15 protein-coding genes are annotated in these 18,382 nt (G+C 44.4%); 1 reads left to right on the forward strand and 14 read right to left on the reverse strand.

The genetic code is table 11. The annotated features are described in order from the left end of the window. Window positions 1-336: 336 nt before the first annotated feature. The 4 genes from FKX85_RS04705 to FKX85_RS04720 form a co-directional block, all read right to left on the reverse strand. Window positions 337-1,455 (reverse strand): glycosyltransferase, encoded by a 1,119-nt coding sequence (locus tag FKX85_RS04705; protein ID WP_141613633.1) that lies wholly within the window; start codon window positions 1,453-1,455, stop codon window positions 337-339. Between the two features lie 280 nt (window positions 1,456-1,735). Continuing rightward, a complete protein-coding gene (locus tag FKX85_RS04710; protein ID WP_229239766.1) occupies window positions 1,736-2,896 on the reverse strand; it encodes a glycosyltransferase family 4 protein in 1,161 nt (386 codons plus the stop codon). Between the two features lie 13 nt (window positions 2,897-2,909). Further along, window positions 2,910-3,686 carry a 2OG-Fe(II) oxygenase gene (locus FKX85_RS04715; RefSeq protein WP_141613634.1) on the reverse strand — a complete coding sequence of 259 codons (777 nt, stop codon included), beginning with the start codon at window positions 3,684-3,686 and terminating at the stop codon, window positions 2,910-2,912. Window positions 3,687-3,703: 17 nt separating this feature from the next. Continuing rightward, entirely contained in the window at window positions 3,704-4,435 is a 732-nt protein-coding gene (locus tag FKX85_RS04720) for an acyltransferase (protein WP_141613635.1), read from the reverse strand. A 115-nt stretch (window positions 4,436-4,550) separates the two neighbouring features. On the opposite strand from FKX85_RS04720, the gene FKX85_RS04725 reads away from it, so the two are divergent. Further along, window positions 4,551-4,841 (forward strand): hypothetical protein, encoded by a 291-nt coding sequence (locus FKX85_RS04725; protein WP_141613636.1) that lies wholly within the window; start codon window positions 4,551-4,553, stop codon window positions 4,839-4,841. A gap of 225 nt (window positions 4,842-5,066) precedes the next feature. Here the strand turns inward: FKX85_RS04725 and FKX85_RS04730 are convergent, their stop codons facing one another. The 10 genes from FKX85_RS04730 to FKX85_RS04775 all read right to left on the reverse strand — a co-directional run bounded on the left by FKX85_RS04730 (window position 5,067) and on the right by FKX85_RS04775 (window position 18,380). Beyond that, the gene (locus tag FKX85_RS04730; protein WP_141613637.1) at window positions 5,067-5,438 is read right to left on the reverse strand and encodes a hypothetical protein; all 372 of its coding nucleotides are present in this window, start codon (window positions 5,436-5,438) and stop codon (window positions 5,067-5,069) included. 340 nt (window positions 5,439-5,778) lie between these two features. Further along, window positions 5,779-6,918, reverse strand: a complete 1,140-nt coding sequence (locus tag FKX85_RS04735; protein ID WP_141613638.1) for a glycosyltransferase family 4 protein — start codon at window positions 6,916-6,918, stop codon at window positions 5,779-5,781. Next, window positions 6,905-8,029: an acyltransferase family protein gene (locus tag FKX85_RS04740; RefSeq protein ID WP_141613639.1), complete on the reverse strand. Its 1,125-nt coding sequence runs from the start codon at window positions 8,027-8,029 to the stop codon at window positions 6,905-6,907. Before FKX85_RS04740 ends, FKX85_RS04735 begins: the two co-directional genes overlap by 14 nt. A 28-nt stretch (window positions 8,030-8,057) precedes the next feature. Beyond that, the gene (locus tag FKX85_RS04745; protein WP_229239767.1) at window positions 8,058-9,425 is read right to left on the reverse strand and encodes an O-antigen ligase family protein; all 1,368 of its coding nucleotides are present in this window, start codon (window positions 9,423-9,425) and stop codon (window positions 8,058-8,060) included. Between the two features lie 34 nt (window positions 9,426-9,459). Beyond that, window positions 9,460-10,368, reverse strand: coding sequence for a glycosyltransferase family 2 protein (locus tag FKX85_RS04750; protein WP_229239768.1), 909 nt, complete (start codon window positions 10,366-10,368; stop codon window positions 9,460-9,462). A 13-nt stretch (window positions 10,369-10,381) separates the two neighbouring features. Then, window positions 10,382-11,197: a class I SAM-dependent methyltransferase gene (locus FKX85_RS04755; protein ID WP_141613641.1), complete on the reverse strand. Its 816-nt coding sequence runs from the start codon at window positions 11,195-11,197 to the stop codon at window positions 10,382-10,384. Window positions 11,198-11,316: 119 nt separating this feature from the next. Further along, on the reverse strand, window positions 11,317-12,624 hold the full coding sequence (locus FKX85_RS04760; RefSeq protein ID WP_141613642.1) for an oligosaccharide flippase family protein: 1,308 nt from the start codon (window positions 12,622-12,624) through the stop codon (window positions 11,317-11,319). Between the two features lie 299 nt (window positions 12,625-12,923). Next, window positions 12,924-13,997: a GumC domain-containing protein gene (locus tag FKX85_RS04765; RefSeq protein ID WP_141613643.1), complete on the reverse strand. Its 1,074-nt coding sequence runs from the start codon at window positions 13,995-13,997 to the stop codon at window positions 12,924-12,926. Beyond that, a complete protein-coding gene (locus tag FKX85_RS04770) occupies window positions 13,997-16,606 on the reverse strand; it encodes an SLBB domain-containing protein (RefSeq protein WP_141613644.1) in 2,610 nt (869 codons plus the stop codon). The genes FKX85_RS04765 and FKX85_RS04770 overlap by 1 nt, the downstream gene beginning before the upstream one ends. 280 nt (window positions 16,607-16,886) lie before the next feature. Next, entirely contained in the window at window positions 16,887-18,380 is a 1,494-nt protein-coding gene (locus FKX85_RS04775) for a RagB/SusD family nutrient uptake outer membrane protein (RefSeq protein ID WP_141613645.1), read from the reverse strand. Window positions 18,381-18,382: the final 2 nt, after the last annotated feature.

An 18,382-nucleotide genomic window follows, 5' to 3' on the forward strand; every position in this document is an offset into this window, starting at 1 on the left:
GATAGGGCTGATGTTCACAGATAATTTTGATAGTATGTATTGGTCAAAGTCACTGGGCCAAGGGAAAAAGTTGGAGGGATTAGGGTTGGTTCCGATAGCACGCAGATGCCGCAGATTAATAAGATTTACGCTGATTTTTTATACTGGAGCACGCATTCCCATTACTAAATAAAAAAGAGAAATATGCTTACCATAACCACCTGGAAATCTCTCATCCCCCAGAAATATTGCTTGGTCCGAAGTCAATGGAATGCGACAGGTTTTGAAGTAATGCCGTTCAGTCACCTTGATAAAAATAGCATCTAAACCTTTAAATGTTCAAACCTGCCTTAGCCACTACCTGCTGGCCAATTCCTTAAACACCTCGATATACTGATCCGTCACATGGTCCCAATCGTACTTTTTGGTTAGGCCTTCACGTGAAGTTTGGCGGAATTGCTGCATGGCTTCTGGAGATTGCTCGGCTTTCTCTATCACCGTGGAGATGGCTTTTTGCCCCTTCTGAAAGTACCAGCCGTGCTTGCCATTTTGGAGCATCTCTTGGTTAAATGGCGTGTCCAGGGCAAGGATGGCACAGTCATAGCCCAATGCCTTTAGCATGGCCGGGTTGGTGCCGCCATACTCATGTCCATGGAAATATGCATAGCAGTTTCTGTACAGCGCGGCCAGTTCCTGCTGGTCTTTGACATAACCCGTGAAGAGCAACCTGTCATCGGGGATGTTTTTTAGCCGTTCGGCAAATTCGTCCTTGTAAGGAACATCTCCCACTACGACAAGTTTTCGGGTACTGCTGGACCGGGTAAAACCTTCGATGATCAGGTCGGCATTATTATCAGGAATCAGCCTCCCTACGATCAGGTAATAGTCTTCCCTTTCCAGTTGCCATTTTTGGATCAGCGTAGGATCCGCTTGCAACCCCGGATTGGAGCCATAGGCAATGACTTTGGAAGGCGCATTGAAAAGCTCTAGATAGATGCGCTGCATTTCATCGGAATCATTGATGAGCTGGTCATAGAATTTGGTGGCCATTTTGGAGGCCCAATAAAAATACTTGCCACCGATACCTTTCCACTTTGGGCGGAGCCATTCCAGGCCATCCACATTGATGGCAGTAGGTTTCCGCATGATACGAGAGATCAGGCCAAAAGGGCCATTGCCACTGTTGACCACAAAAATCACATTTGCACTGGAAAAACAGGCATGGATCATGGAAAAAAAAGAGTGGGTCAGCTGCGTAAAGGACTTGGACTCAATGGCCGGCATATAGACCAAATCGATGCCATTGACCTGCTTAGGCCGCTCCTTGAACAAGGAGCGGTGACAGTACACAGTTACACGAATATTCTTTTTTACCAATCTTTCGCACAGCTCCTTTACCATGGTATCGTATCCTCCATATACATAGGGATAACCTTTGGCTCCAAAGATGGCGACGTGAAGTGGTTTTTCTTTCATATTGGTGTGGAATTGTCAAACTGCTTGATAGAGGGAAACTGCCCCCTAGCCCCCTAAAGGGGAATTTTCAAATGATGGGCGACAGTATATGGTTTTGTCACAACCTGAATGTATGGGACATTTCCTTCCTCATCCTTCCAACTTGGGGCCTGGGAGTAGCCGAAGGCCACCCACGGTTATCCCATGCTTGTCCTTGCCCGGGCAGAGCCCCGGTACAACCCGGTTTTACCCCACCTAACCTCCCCTGCAAGGGGAGGAACTTGTTCATGATACACACATCTCACTTCTCACTACTTTTTCCCATAAATTCCTGAAACACCTTTCCCATATTCTCCATATAAGCTTCTATGGAAAAGTGCTGGATCACCCTTTCCTGGCCTGATTGGCCCATGGACAACCTTTTGGAGGGGGCTTCGATCAGTGTATCAAAGGCAAGGGAGGCTTTTGCGGCATCATCCCAAGGCACCAAGTACCCTGTCTCTCCATCCAGCACCATCTCAGTGGCACCGCCGTGGGCAGTGGCGATCACCGGTTTGCCGGCCGCCATGGCTTCCAGGACGGTGGTGGGCAAAGGGTCGGGCAAAATAGAGGGCAGCATAAAGATGTCCAGGCCGCTCATGATATTGGGGATATCGGTACGGTAACCAAGGTTACTGACTTTTCCAGTTAAGCCATTTTCGTTGATTTTGGCATCAATCTCGTCATAGAGGTATTCGTATCCCTCAAAGGCGTCGCCTACCATGACAAAATGAAGATGATCGTGCCTTGCGGCCAATGCTTTTGCCACATCCAGAAAATAGGGCTGGCCTTTCCAGAAATGCACCCTGGCGATCATCCCGATCAGGATGGTGTCTTGGGAAATGCCGATTTCGGACTTCAGGTCATAGCTTGCCTCCTTAAAGGGAAGGTAGTCGATGCCGTTGTAGAGCAACCTTAGTTTATAATCAGGGACATTTGGCTTCATATTTTCCAAAACAGCTTTAGAGACACAAAGAGACAACTCTCCCGTGTAAAGGATATACTTTTCCAGAAAATTTTTAAACCATTTTGGATTTTGGATAATCTCATGAATGTGCCAAATATGCTTAATCCCGGTAAGCATACTGACAATACCGCCTACTACATTTGCATTGCTATTGGTGTATATCAATGTCACACCCTTTTCTCTCACCAATCTGCGCAATTTCCAGCTTGACTGGATGAGCTGACTGGACAATTTCAAAAGACCTAAAGGAGAAAGGTTCTTCCTTCTCAATACACCGTGATCCAATATATTCACTACTACACCCAAGCTTCGGATTTCGTCGACCAATGGTCCCTCATAGGGCAAAATAACGATCGGCTCCATTCCAAGCTGCTGAATGGCCATGACCGACCTCACAAGGTTTCTGCTGGCGCCATACAAGTCCGCTGCACTGTGGATTACTAATACGCTTTGCACGATCTTCCTTCACTTATTGGTTCTTGGCCGTCCCACTGCCAAAAAATTTGTTTTTTGTCTGTACCAGGAAATTGTAGTTTTTGGCAAACAATTTCTTAAAGGTGGAGCTCTCTTCTTTGGGAAACCAGTCCGTTGTACGTGGTTTTTCGATCAACATCTTGTGCTCTTGGTAAGCATAAGTGGCAATGGACGTCCGGTATTTTCCTTCTGGGAAATTGGTCATATCATAGCCATGAAGTGTATATGGTCCACATTGCTGAATGATCAACCTATTGAAGGGCACATCCAGCTCCGTTTCTTCGTCGGTGCGAAGATCCCTGATTTTAAGTCCTCCCTTGTATGCTGGTTTCCAATCCTTATTGAGATACAAGAGCAGGTTTAATTCACGGTACCAATTTTTGTGGATAGGGTGGTAGTTAAAATCCAAGTGCATGTCCAAAAAGCTGTTCTTTTTACCTTGGTGAAGCCCTCCTCCGTGATTTTTAGGATCCACAAATACCTTCTTGGCCGTGATAAAAGATAGGATTTTGTTAAACCTTTCGGAGCTTAAATCCTCATAGAGTGACCTCAGTTCAGGACATATTTCCTTATAATTTGACTTTTCAAACTTGTTGTTGGCAAAGACATAATCACGGCTCTTATTGTCCAGTTCGGGAATGGCCTCATAAGCTGCTTCCAACTGGGCTTTGTCACAAAAATCATCTATGACCAGATGCGGAAAGGGATGAGCAGCCAAATAGCTGACCCTCAGTTTCTCTAAGTTGTTTTCCAGTTGCTCAAAATTGATCATTTTTCTTTTCGTTTGCTTTATACTTGGCTGGTCGATGCTGGGTTTATTTTCCGGCTTTTGATGATACGGGCAGGGTTTCCTCCTACAATGGAGTAAGGCGGCACATCTTTGGTCACCACACTTCCGGCAGCCACCACCGATCCTTTACCGACCGTTACTCCTGCCAAAATTATGGAATTACTGGCAATCCAGCAATCATCCTCGATTTTAGCAAAAGACCTGGTCACTCCCTGCTCGATCATCGGGGTTTCGGTATCACCAAAGTTATGGTTTTCGGAGTAAATACTTACCCGTGGAGACATCATCACATTATTGCCGATTTCGATATAGCCAGAGCAGCCGATATAGGCGTAAGGGCCGATGCTGGAATTATTGCCCACTTTCAGCCCTACTCCTGGCTCTCCGCCGTAGAGATTGGTGGGGCGGATGATGGCATAGCTGCCTACAGTCACCTTATCACCAAAGACAATGCCCTTTTGGGAAAGGCAGTTGATCTCGCAATTGTCCTGTGCGATAAAGTTCTTGCCCACAGACAGATAGCGGGCTTGGCGGATCGTCACTCTTTTGCCGATCAACAGCATTCCCTCGGAGGACTTGAACCACCATCTGCGGAAGCTGCCCCGGACAAACCACACACTCATGCGCAGTAGAACCCCAAGCGTGGATAGACTGTCCCAATTCTCGTCAAACCTATCGGACAAGTCCATCCCGGTGATGTTATTGATGGTGCGTTGGATAAAATTCGCCATGGTGCATTATACGATTTTTCCATTTAAGGAAACAGGTATTTTATCTTTCAAATAAACGTAAAAATGGCTATTTTCAATAAACTATTTGTGGATAACCTTTAAACTCATTCAATTGATGAAAAAAATGGGACTAATCATGATGGCCTGCATAGTCATTTTGAGTTGCAATACCAATGATGATGACCCGGACTTGATGGAAGTGCGGGAAATAGCTTGGAACAGCATTGATGAAGGAGAGTATGGTCGTGAATCGGTCGTTACGCCTTGGCCAGAAGCCGAGGTAAGAACCAATGATGGAAGTTATGCCGTAACCTTCTATACCGAGCAAGATCCGTTACTTGGCCCTATCGTGGTGTATGTCAATGTGGAAACGTTGGAAGTTACAGGTCAGGCACCAAGGTATTAAGTAAATGCAAGAGAATTAAATATAAAACAGGAATGTCTTCGTCCGAAGACATTCCCGTTGCTGTTTGGTATGGTCAGATTTAGAAGATCAATTCACTTTGGTTTAGGTTTACCTGCCCTCATGCGGAATTGACCTTTTTCATGCCGCTAGGTATGCCAGCTTGGTAACATGAGGCCGGCAAGCTGATCCACTTCTGTGCCGGAGGTACAAAACTATACTAGCTGCTTACTCCTCAAAATTGCACTGGTTTTCTTCAGATTTCCATACCAATTCGATATCGGTCATTTCACTTATAGAGATATCCAAATCCTCCTGAGATTCCCCTTGGCAATTGAAAATTGTAGGCACATAAAAACAATTAGGACAGCAAGAAGAGTCAAAATAATAGAAATCTCCTTCATAATATCCGCTTTGAATAGTAGTATAATGTCTACCCATTTCCGTGGATTCAATCTCAGCAATAAGTTCCTGCATCCATTCCAGTTCTTCAGTGGGATTTTCCACGCCGCATGACATGATAACAGGTTCTTCCTCTTCTTTACATGACAAGGACAAAACCAAGAAGCAAGCAAATAACAAATAGGATAATTTTTTCATGGTGTTAAAGGTTAAAAGATAAAACATTACATTCCCTGTACGAGGATGTGACGAATAATGCTACAGGATATGAAGGTTTTTTAACATTTTGGCCAGTTAAGTAATGTACCTACGGCACATCGGCGACTTATACTTTATTATGCAGTTACCAAGCTTTTCCACCTACGGTGGAGGGTTGGCAGACAAGGTATTCTATGGGGAAGAAGTACAGCTTTTTTTATAACCTAGCTTTCCTCAATCTTGTCCAAATGCGGAATCAGTCCTTTTCATGCCGCTAGGTATGAAAGCTTGGTAACTTGAGTACTGCAGACTTATCAACATTTGTGCCGGAGGTACAACACTATCCTCGCAGTACCTTACTAAAACAAGCCTCTAAATCCACTAAAAATTGCTTTCCGCTAAAACAAGTGAGTCGTTTGTTCCCTTTCTCGATCAGTGTTTTGCGTAGCTTTGGATCCTCTACGACCCGCTGCATTTCTTTAGAAAAGGCCTTTGGTGAATTATCCACAGGACAACTGACGGCATCACCGCCCACTTCCATCAAGGCACCTTGTCGTGATACGATTACGGGAAGTTTATAGGAAAAAGCCTCCAGCACCGGCATCCCAAATCCTTCATTCAAAGATGGAAAAATATAGACAAAGGCGTGCTGATAGTAGCTTTCCAGTGCTCCCCTGCTTACAAAACCCGGAAGAACCACTTGATCCCTTAACCCTAACCGATCGACTTCCTGACTGACATTGTCATAGTCATCCAATTCCTTCCGAGGCCCCCGCTGCCCCACCAAAACGAGTTTATATTCATCATGGCTTGATGTTTTCAGAAAGTGGTCAAATGCCTTGATAAGGGTGACCAGGTTTTTACGTTTTTCCATAACGCCCACATGCAGGAAGTAAGGAGCTGAAAGTAGGCTTTTGGAAGGAGTGGCTGGCTTGGCGACCACATTGGTAGCAGGATAGACCACATGGATGGGCAAGCCAGAGATATTCAGGTACTTTTGGAGTTGTTTTTTGGAGTGTTGGGTGATGGTTACCACCTGGGCATTCTTGCGCAGTGAAACCTTAAGCAATGCCAAGAAATATTTGCGCCAGCGGGGATTATAGTGGTCGGGGTTCTCCCAAAAAAAAGCATCGTGCAAGACCGACACCTTCATTCCCTTCGCCCAAAGTGGCGAAAGTATATCAGGGGAAAAGACCAGGTCACTACGATGCCAATAGGTCAAAATAGGCAGCACCACTGCTTTTCTCAAAAAATAGAGCAGTTGAAAAAGCAGGTTTTTCCATTTTGGAGTTTTGCCTTTAAAGAAGGTGTTCGATTTTAGCGATGAATACTCCGGGCTGATGATGTATTCAAAATCCCCCCCACCTTTTAAAGATTCCACGGCCTCCAAGAGCGATTCGGTATAGGTCCGGATTCCCGTCTGAGCCACATGGAGGTAATAGATGTCGATAATAACTATTTTCCGACTATCTCCTATCATACTTAGAATTGACTAACCTTGGTATTGACTTCCATTTTGAGAGTCTATTTTTCGATATAATCTCAATATATTTATACGTAAAATCTGAATAGATCAATGTGGCAAAAAGAGAAATACAAAGGCAAATCACAGTAGTAACTACATTGTACGGAAAATTTAGTATTCTAAACTCTAAAAAATAAACTACCCAAAGAATCAAATAATGATTAAGATAGATTGAATAGGATCTTTCACCTAAAAATTTAAAAAAATTGTTCTTCAAAAAATTCACTCCCTGACTATCATTGGCAAATATATATACCCCAAAACCAAAAATATATGGCAATATAAGTTTATATATATCTGGAACATTATCAAATACAAAAAGTAAGATCACAAGGAAAAGAATATAAATCCCTTGTAAAATAGATGTATTTAGGGCTTTAATTAAAAATAAACTATAAACCATTACCCCAATTGAAAAATTCAGTATCCCACGAACAAAACCAAAATTGCCCGAAACGGAATAGCTTCCATCCAAAAACAGAAATCCAAAACAAAAAATATGAACAAACAAAAAGAGATAGTTAAACCTATTTTTACCTATCACGAGTACAACTCCAAACAAAAAATAACAAATCATCTCGGCGGATATTGTCCATGTAACAGGATTCATTCCCAACGATGATCCAAAAATGGGATTGGAATTCATTAATGTTAGAGCTTCCAAAATTTCCATACCCCAAGTGCCCCAACTATAGTTAGGATCACTAAATCCGTGTTGGTTAATCAATCCATATAATTTCAATATAGAATACATTAAAACGGAATAAACTAACAAAGGATAGAGTCTTATAAATCGCTTTTTCATGAATGTAGCAAAGGATTTGGTATCATTAAGCTTATCGGAATATCTATGGCAAATAACAAAACCACTTAATACAAAAAAGAAATCAACAAAAATATAAGATTGACTAAAAATAAAGTTACTGAGATAATTTTCTGGATCGAATATATCATATGTAAAATGATAAAAAACAACTAAAATAGCAAAACAGCCTCTCAAAGCATCTAACTTTTCAAATCTACTGACATTACCATCGATACTATATGGCCTAATTTTATTTATCACCCTACAATTGAGTTTATTTTTTTATATTTTATCTAGCTAAAACAGTACGTTTACTTTCTCCATATGTCTTTACACTAATTCCAATCATCCACCAACTTACCCAAGATACAAAACCATATAATTCAGCATTAGCAGTAAACAGTGGGAGCAATAGGCCCACTTTTACGGTAGCTGCCACGAAGGCTATCCTGGCCAAATGGGTGTCATGTGATTTTCGAAATGCTTTTACGGCTGTCCAAATTCCAGTCGCCAAGATGGAAATGTAAAGTAACATCCCCAACACCCCTAGCTGGACACCAAATATCAAAAACTGGTTTTCACCGCCAATTCTTAAATCGTCCGTAACGCCAGAAGCATTACCACTGGTCGCCAGCCCGGATCCCAAAGGAGCAATCACCATTTGATTGAAAGCTTCAATCCACGCAAGAAGGTGTCCCATACTGGAGGCATTCTCGAAAGTAAGGGTGTCCACCACGAAATAATAAAAGTCATCGGAGGCAAAATAAACCACATAGATCACAAAACCCAGCAGGAGCATTATGCCTAGTTTGATCAATCCATAGAGCCGAAAAATCATCGCTATAAAGCACAGCATGATAAAAAAAGAAGCAAAAGAAGCCCTTGATGCTGCAAAAAACAAGCTGCCCAAAGAACAAAGCATGATCGTGATAAACAGCCAGGATTGCTCCCGCTTGGAAGTCAAATATCCAATCAGCCCCACCGAAAAGCCAATTAAGCATGAACTGGCCAAATCCAATGGGTCAGAAAAAAACGATGCCAAGCGCATTCCCGTGGTCTGGGTTTCAAAAGTCCAGGTCAATCCATAATTCCCCGAGGGCTCCACATCATTAATGACCCGATTATATAGGGCATATCCCGAAATATTCTGAAAGTGCATGTGGGTGATTTTTTCAAAAATATTTAAGCCAAATGCACCCACAAAGATGACCATCATCATTAAAAACATAATGCGGAATTCTCCGTCTTTCAGGGATGTGTTCCTACCAAAGAAATACATCAATCCCATTATCACCACATTCTTAAAATATACCGCTTTGGTCGTAAAATCAGCCGTTCCTATCGGAAGGATCAAGAAAATCGCACATAACAGGTAAAAGAACAGAAACAGTTTGTCCGTCATCCTTAGCCGATATCCGTCATCAAAAATATTCTTCCTGTAAAGGACAAAGGACAGCAACGCCAAAAGAAGGACCAGTTCTTTTAAATACTTAAATATATTGGTAAGCAAAACCGAAGAGGTGGCCTGATAGGTAATACTCAAAATTGCCGTGTATGCAGGAAGAAAAAGGATCATAAAAAATATCACCCACTCCCACTTGCCCTTGAAGACGATTTGGTAAACCGTCACCATAAGCAAGGGAATTATATAGATCATTACCAGTAAAAAAAGCACAACAGGTACGTATAAATTAAGATTTACATTCCAACTTTAGGCCATCTCTAAGGCCCTTTAGCAAGGCACGGAATTTTTCCCTCCGTCGACGGACCAGAAAATAAACACCAAACAGCCCCAATTTGACCAGTTGGACGGGCCAAGCAACCAGTCTGTGGGGAAAATCCACGTGGTTTCTTAGCTGAAACAGCTGATTTCTGGTGTTAAGGTAATGGACTTTAGGGCTTAAAACCCCCTCTTTCCCTTTCTTTTTGGCCTTGGAAGAGGCACCAGCCTCATGGTAAATGACCGCTGCGGGAGCCACGGCCAGGCCATGCCCTCGCTCCCGCATTCTCAGTGACCAGTCCACGTCTTCGAAATACGCAAAATAGTGGTCATTTAGCAGTCCTACTTCCCTGATCACCTCGGACCTTACCAAGATGCAGCAACCCGTGATCCAGTCGGTGGGATAAGGTAAGGAATGGTTTTTTTTTTGTGTAATGGAGGTCGATCCTCCCGTCCAAGGATTAAACTTGCCTCCGGCATTCCATACTTTGTGCTTATCATGTAGATAGTACATCAGGGGCTGAACGGCTGCCAGTCTTGCATGGCTTTTGAGTTCATGCAGCAAGTGGCCCAAAAACCCCGGGACTACTTCGGTATCATTGTTCAGCAGCATTATATAAGGGATTTCCCTTTCCAGTGCATGCTTAATGCCCACATTATTTCCCCCGGTAAAGCCAAGGTTTTGTTCATTTTGGAGATACGTGTGCTGTGGGAATTCCGATTTCAGCTTGGCCACAGCGCCATCCTCAGAAGCATTGTCCACCAAGATCACTTCGACATCCTCCATCTTGGCTGCCTGCAGTGATTTCAGGCAGGCGCTGGTATGTGCATAGCCATTCCAGTTTAGGATGATAATGGCCACGGAAGGTGTCTCTTTCACGACAGCGATTACCTTAATAGTTTGGCGTAGTCAATTTCCAGGTGTGCTGCTTGTTTACAGTGACCACTGCCTCAAGGTCCTCCGCAAAAAAACCAAGGCTATTGCCCAGATTGGCCAGCAGCCTGTACCCTTTATGCGGGCCGGAGAGATCGTACTTTCGATAGCTGTACTTTTTTACCTTTACCTCAAAATCATCACTCAGCATCTGAAAATAAGCTTTAATCTCTCCTGCGCTATATTCTTTCCAGTGATGCCCATAAGTCACACTATGGTGGATCATCTCCACGCCGATTCCCACTCCTCGAAAACCCAACAGGTTTTTTAGTGTCCTTACAAATCCCGGGAGGCTTAGGCTATTTGGGGTGGATATATAAATCAAGCCACCATCTTTTACCATTCCGTGAATGGCCTTCCAGAAGTTTATGGGATTAAAGGTAATGTGCTCCAGGATCTCTGTAAAAAGAATGATATCATAGTGCCCCTTTTTTCCTTCGGGAACCGCCAATGTGCTCAAGTCATCCTCGATGACGGGATTAAGGTTATACTTAGCGGCACGTTCTCTCACAAATGGCAGCGACCAAAACGCAGACACATCCATGCTGTCCACTTCGCATCCCATTTCTTTGGCCATAATGGATGTATGAAGATAATGACTGCCTATATCGAGCACTTTTAATCGCTTATTTCCTATCCTATTTTGAAGAAAATCGTACACATGGCCAAACCGCTTATGATGCACTTCAAAATAGGAGATGTCCCCTTCATTGCCCGTGGCGGTAATTTCACTTTTCAGTGCTGCAATAAGGGCATCTTTTTCAATCAAACTCATGTTTAGATTATTATCGGTAATCGGCATTACCGTATTGTACTATAATTTATTTCTATCCCTTCTGTGGTACGGTTTAATCCAAAATATTACACGTAACCATATTTATTACTGTTTTTGCCCTATTGACCATTCCTGCTTTTTCCATAGAAGCCTCTTATCAGTTCCGGGCATTTCTTTAGGATGATCCAAAACGTTAACAAAAATACAAAAAGCTCACTCATCACCATGGCCGTACATAATCCGACCGTGCCGAATAGCGTAGTAGCTGTTACCGCACTCACCAACATCGCTAGCAGCATGATCCAGGATGCGTTGAACAAAAGGTATTTTTTGTCGGCTATTAACAGCAAAACGGTATTGCCGGCATTTAAGCTTGCGATCATTGGTACAAAGACCAATATCCGCAAATATAAAACACTTTCCGGTAAAGGTTCCTTTGCCAAAAGCCGGATGATAAATGGTGCCAGCAAAGAAATGATCCCTACCATAAGCCCACAAAGGATAAGCGTGGAGGCATACACTTTCTTCATAAACCGATAAAACCCCTGAATGTCTGATTCATATAGTTTCGCTGCGTTTGGATATATCGCCTGTGCGATCAATGCCGGGACTATCCGCAATACCAAACTTACCCGCTCTGCCAAACTGTACATGCCCAGCATCTCGGCACTGGCAAAAAAGCTTAGCACTACTATTCCACCATTCACTGCGATGTGGTTAGCGAAAGCTGACAAAAAGAGGTAAATATTATCCTTTAATGAGCTAATGATGCTTCGCCAGTTGGAAAATACCAATGCGATGCGAAATTGGAAATGCACATAAGCGAGCAGGAGAAGATTGATCAGCACCGCCGATCCCCCAAAGAAAAAATTCACCCACTTGGCATCGTCAGGCCCTTGGATAAAAAGCACAATGCCTGTGAGATAAAGAAGCTTGCTGAAGACATTGGCCGCTGACACCAATTTCATCTTTTCCATTCCCTGAAAAAACCACACCGGTAGGGTCGCTTCCGAAAACAGCATCAGCAAAGAATAGAGCAGTATGACCTGATATTCTGGAAAAAGCCCAAATCCCTTTACTGCCACCAACAGGGAAACAGCCGCCAATACCGCCAATACCAATTTGCTGGAAATGACAGTGGATAGGATTTCGGAAAGGCTATTTTTATCTTTTTGGTTTAGGGCGACCTCACGGGGACCACTCAGGTTATAGCCGAAGCCGATAAATACATTGGCAATCAATATCACGGACAACGCCAAGCTCACCAGCCCAAACTGGTCCACACCGATAGACTGGATCAGCAATGGCATGACGATCAGTGAAATCAGGATATTGGAGGACTGGATGATCAGTAAAAAAATAAAGTTCTGTACTGACTTATGGCGGATAAGCTGAAAAAACGGTACAGAAATGAGTTTTTCGATCATTATTGGATGTTGGAAGGTTTTAAGGGTTGGGTTTCTTGTACGTCATTGTAAACCTGCCTGGGCAGGGAAGTATAGCTTGTCCCGGTAGCTATTGGAAACGAAGCAATTTCGCTTTCAAAACGAACGATTGCTTCGTCGCTTACTCCTCGCAATGACATTACCGACAAGACAATATTGTCACTTTACTCTTTGCTATTTACTCTCTTCTCGATACTGAATCACCCCACCTAACCTTCCCCGCCGCGGCGGGAAGGAATTAATCTCGATACTTGCGTCTTGTTACTTGATAATGCTCCATTTTACTCTTCCCTAATATTGGCTTGATATAGGCGGGTGATGTAGAGGTAAAACAGGGCCAGGATAAAAGCCACGACTCCTCCTATAATGATGCCAACATACCATTTCAGCTTGCTCTCTTCCAATGGAAATCGGGGTTTATCGATGATCTGGATCAGTGGGGAGCTGTTCCGGTGGTTGATTTTGGCGACTTCCAGGTTCTTGACGATTTCCTCATACGCACTACTGGATACACGGATGTCCACTTGCTTGCGCTCGGCATCCACGACGGTACGTTGCATAAGGGGATTGGGATTGGGGCGTTTGTCCTGCAGCTGGGCATATTCCTTCAGATCTTCATCCAGCACTCTGCGGACACTGTCTGCTTGGGATTGCAGGATTTGAAGGTTTTCGGCAGTCTTTTTGGTTTTGGTTTCGAAGTAAAACTGGTTGACATTTTCGACCAACTTTTCATTATAGGCTTTGGCAAAAGGTTCATCTTTGGAGGTATTGGACACCTTGATGATGCTCAGTTTACGATCAGGTTTATCCACACCAAGTTCATTTTCGCGGATCAGCTTGGCCAGTTCTTTCATCACACTATCCTGTTCCACAGAAAAATCCTCCCTGGGAAGGCTAAAGTCCAGCTTTCCAAAATCCACCTGTCCGCCCCACTTGTCCTCAAGCTCATGAAACTGGATATAGCGATCTACCAACAGCTGTCCATCAATGTCCTTTGCTGGTGTCAGAAAGGTCTTGATCAGCATATTGTCAGAGCGGTAAAGTTCCATGATATTGTCCCCCTGAAACAGGCCACTGCTGCTGCCCAGCGAGCCCAAGTTGATGCCTGCCAAGCTGGCCAGTCCAGATAAGCTTCCCATGCTACTCCCGCTGGATTCTTCCAGCACAAAAGAAGTGGCTGCCGTATATTTGGGCTTCTTTAGCCAAGAAGCGGCCAACCCAAGCACAGCACCCACCACTATAGCTATGACAATAAACCTCGTCTTACTTCTAAAAAACGTGAGCCAGCCCTTGCCCCGAAGGATAAGTTCACGGAAAGTAATCTTGTCGTCGATAATGTGTTTTTGATCTGCCATTAGTTTCCTGATCCGTTATTAAAGTTGATCTGAGAGATGACCAATGCCACCGTAGCCAAGCCACTTGTCAAGCCTACGATTTCCCCGATCCTGAGCGGTACTCTTGGGCCTTTGGAAGGCACGATTACCTCTGCACCAGGTTCCACTTTAGGATAGGATTTAAGGCCCAGAAAGGTCTTGGTACGGGCCACCTCTCCATTGGCATAAACGACATAGGTGCGTTTTCGCTTGGCCCTATTGTCAAAACCACCTGCCCTGTCTATATAATACTTCATCGTACGGCCACTTTCATACCTTACAGTAGTAGGGTAAATGACATCGCCACGCATTCTCACTGTCTGTAGCTGCTTTGGCACACTAATGATATCACCCTCTTCCAAGATCAAATCATACTTCGATCCCGGCTGCTGAAGGATGGCCTCCAAGTCAATGGCGATGGCTTCCGTTTCTTTAATCTTGATGGCCGTACCTTCTCCTTGCCCAATATCATAAAGGGTCTCCTGCCGGGTTTGGGCGATAAAATCCCGTTTATCCTGCTCACTCAGGCTGTCCCCTGTCTGTGCTTGCAAGCGTCTCATTTGGCTGGCCTGTGCTTCAGAAGGATCTCCTTTGTCAATGCGGTCAAGCAGCTTTTCCAGGTTTTTCTGCTTTCTGAGCTTTTCAGACTCGGTATTGTAGTATTCCGTTCTTCGGATGAGTGTAGCCCCCGCTGGATAAGCATATCCGGTCAGGCCTCCTGCTCTCCTGATGACATCAGAGACTCTTTCTTCGGTGTTTCTAAGGGCAAATTCCCCTGGTGCATTCACTTGTCCCTCCACTTTGATAATCCGCTCCAGGGCAAAATTGGGTTTGCGGCGGACAATGATATTATCATAAGGTACCAAGGTCTGGGGGCTTCCTTTGACACTCAGGTCACTGTTTAATGCTACTGGGATGAGTTCGGCAATCTCCCCGCTCTCGCCATTCTCCTGCACTCTTCGCGCTATTTCTACATCAGCCTTGGAGGCCGATTCAGTAAAGCCGCCTGCACGCTGTATCAAATCTTCCACGGTCATCCCTTCTGCATAAGGATAGATGCCGGGATCCCTCACTTCTCCGGAAATCTTGAGGTAATACTCGTCTTTCAGGTCATAAATGGAAGAGATCCGAATGATATCATCCTCTTCCAGGGTGACCTCTTCCGTTCCGTCCATAACATCTTTTAAATCCACCTGGATGATTGATGTGGAAAGATCATCATTGGTTCTCAGGATATTGGCCCGGTCAAGGTAGGCATCTCCGCGGAGGCCATCGGCACGCCGGATAAGCTGGGAAAGGGTAAGGCCATCCGAAAGGGCGTAGTTTCCTTCCCTAAACACCGCTCCTTTGATCTGCACCCGGTTGTTATAGCGATCAAGGACTGTTCCTACCGTGTATTGGTCGCCGGCCTTGACGCTAAAAATATCAAACTGGCCTTTATAAACGTCAGAGACGGACTTTTCTTTATCGGTAAATCGGGTGACGCTGATTTTGTCTTTATAGGCATCGTCCGTAAATCCTCCTGCGTATGCCAGCACCTCTCCAAGTGTCTCTCCATCCTTCACTTCAAATACCATTGGCCGCTTCACGGCACCTTGGAGGGTCACCCTGGACTGATAAGGCTCCACCAAAATCACATCTTGGTCTTGGAGCTGTAGGCCCATATTGGCCTTGCCGTTGACCAGAAAGTCATAGGCATCCACGGTGGCTACTTGCTTATTGTTGCGCATCACTTTGATGTTTCGCATGGTACCGTTTTTATTGGGACCTCCTGCGGCGTACAGCGCATTGAACACGGTGCTGAATGCGCTGAGGGTAAAGGTACCGGGCAGTCTCAATTCACCCACCAAGTGTACTTTTATACTACGTACATTGCCAAGGGAAATTTGCATAAAAGTGCTTGGGCTATCCCCTTGCATATCAGCATAGAAGCGCGAAAGTCTGTTTTTGATCACCCTAGTGGCTTCTGTGATGGATAGCCCCGACACACCGATGGGGCCGATGTTTTCCAGCAGCAGGTTACCTTCTGGGGTAACGGTGGATTCATAATAATTTTCGGAAGCCCCATAAACATCCACATAAACAAGATCACCGGGCCCCAGGACATAGCTATTCGGAGTGGCCATGTTAAGATTGGGCTCAAAGGTCAGCTGTCGCTCCTTTTGATAGAAAAGGTCCAACCCAAAATACACTTCTGTGCCTTTCACCTGTTCGGGTTGCTTTTGATTGGCATATACGCCTTGAAGAATTTCATGCTGGTTATTTTGCTGTCGGGGTTTGCGATCAGCCAACGTAGCACTACTTCTACTGGTTGTGGAGCCAGTTTCTAACTGCTCGATCCGTTCTGAGAGTTTTTCGACTTCTGCATCGGCCATGCCCCTCGAACGTGCCATTTCAAGTAATTCCGCATTGCTAAGTCCTGCGTCTTTGGCTTTTTGGAGCAATGTCCTTACCTGATCATCCGACAATTCGTCTACCTTGATCGTAGAGACATCTGTCATGGATTGGGCAGCTATCTCTTGCGGTACCGCTAACAGCAGCGCAAACCCAACGAAGGCTCGTATGAGCACCAAGTTCAAAAATTTTATCATTATTCCTGATTTGTTTTAATTATCGTAGGAAGTGGACACAGCTTCGCCACGTCACTCCCACATTTAGTGACCAATGAATTGATTTTCATTATCTAGCCACGAAAATAGAAAACCACCGTAAAGATAATTATTCCGACTGATTGAGGGCAATGTTTGTAATTAAATGCCCTCCTTATGCTAATCAAATAAAATCAGCACCACTCCAGGCAAAAAAGAAACCAAAAAAAGCCCGGATGATATGTCCGGGCTTTGCATTAATTTAGCAATGATAATAATCTCCTTATTCAATAGGATTTTGGATTATATTATCATTGGCGTTACGTTCATCCACAGGGATTTGCCACTGCCAATTGGCTGTTCCCGCTTCTTCAAAGAACTTGCTGTTGATGACAATGCCTACATGGTTACCGCCGTTTCTGTCCAGGGGCAAGTCCAAACGCTTAAGGTCATAGAACCTAAAACCTTCTCCCCACAGCTCCACACGACGCTGGATCATGATCTCATCGATCAAGGCCTGGCCGGTATTGGTGCTTTGAGTATATTCTGGATCCCTTGCGGAGGCCAGCTCAAATAAGGCAGCGGACGCTCCCACATCATCACCAGCCCTGGCGAGGGCTTCCGCTTCGATCAGGATCATTTCTGCTGCTCTCATATAAGGTACGTCTCCTACTGAGCTACCATTCGCTTGGGCCAAGAACTTGCGGTTCATATAATCGACTTTAGCAAAAGATTCTAACGTCACTTCATCGATAAACGGATCTCTCAATTCAGGATCGGAAGCATTGGGATCCCACAGTCTCTTACGGTAATCCGTTTCACTGATCTGGTCATAAAGCGGCTGGAAAATGGCTTTAGGATTACCGCGGATATTGGTAGAGCTAAAGTTCAGCGACATATACGCAAAGAAAGAAGCAAAATACGTTTGCTGAATATCAACTTGATGAAATCCCCACATCCATTCTGGATTGGTATAATCATTAAAGCCACCAAACAATTGCGACTCATTCATTAAATCGAAACCATCCCTGGCAGCATTGGCTACCGTAGCCGCTTCGGAAAATTGCCCTTGAGTAAGCAATACCCTTGCTTTGATGCCTCTGGCTACATTGATGTTGAAGTGAGAAGCATTGTTTCTGCTTTCATCCAAAAGGGCAATGGCATCATCCAGGTCCTGATGGATTTGAGCATATACTTCCTCTACGGTATTTCGTGGACCACCTACGGTAATAGGCTCCGATACTATCGGCACACCCATTTGGTCATTGCCACCATTTGCATCATAGCGTTTTGCAAAGATCTGCACCAAATTAAAGTGTCCCCAAGCACGGTAAGCCAGTGCCTGACCTTTGATCTCATCCCGCTCTTCTTGGGGCCCCTCAGCACCATCAATATTAGCAATGATCATATTGGCATTGCCAATAATCTTATAGTAAAATTTCCAGACAAACTCCACGTCGGACTTTGTTTCATTATTATGCCTCTGCCAAGTGGACATTTCCACAAACCAACCGTTAGCTTGATCAGTCATTACGACATCTTCCGCAAGTACTTCACGCATGATCATTACGCCGTGCTCTCCCGGTTGCCCTTGGGAATCGTAGCGGAGACCCATGGCACGGTGAATACCATTTAATGCTGCCATGGCATTGCCTGTAGTTGTAAATACTACTGTTTCGGAAACGGCATCAGTCGGGGCTGTATCTAAGTAATCACTGGCACAGCCAATGTTTACCATCAAGCCCAATAGAAATATTTTATGGATTAATTTTTTCATGT

Origin of the sequence: Echinicola soli, from assembly GCF_006575665.1 — a bacterium.
In the GTDB taxonomy this organism is placed as follows: domain Bacteria; phylum Bacteroidota; class Bacteroidia; order Cytophagales; family Cyclobacteriaceae; genus Echinicola; species Echinicola soli.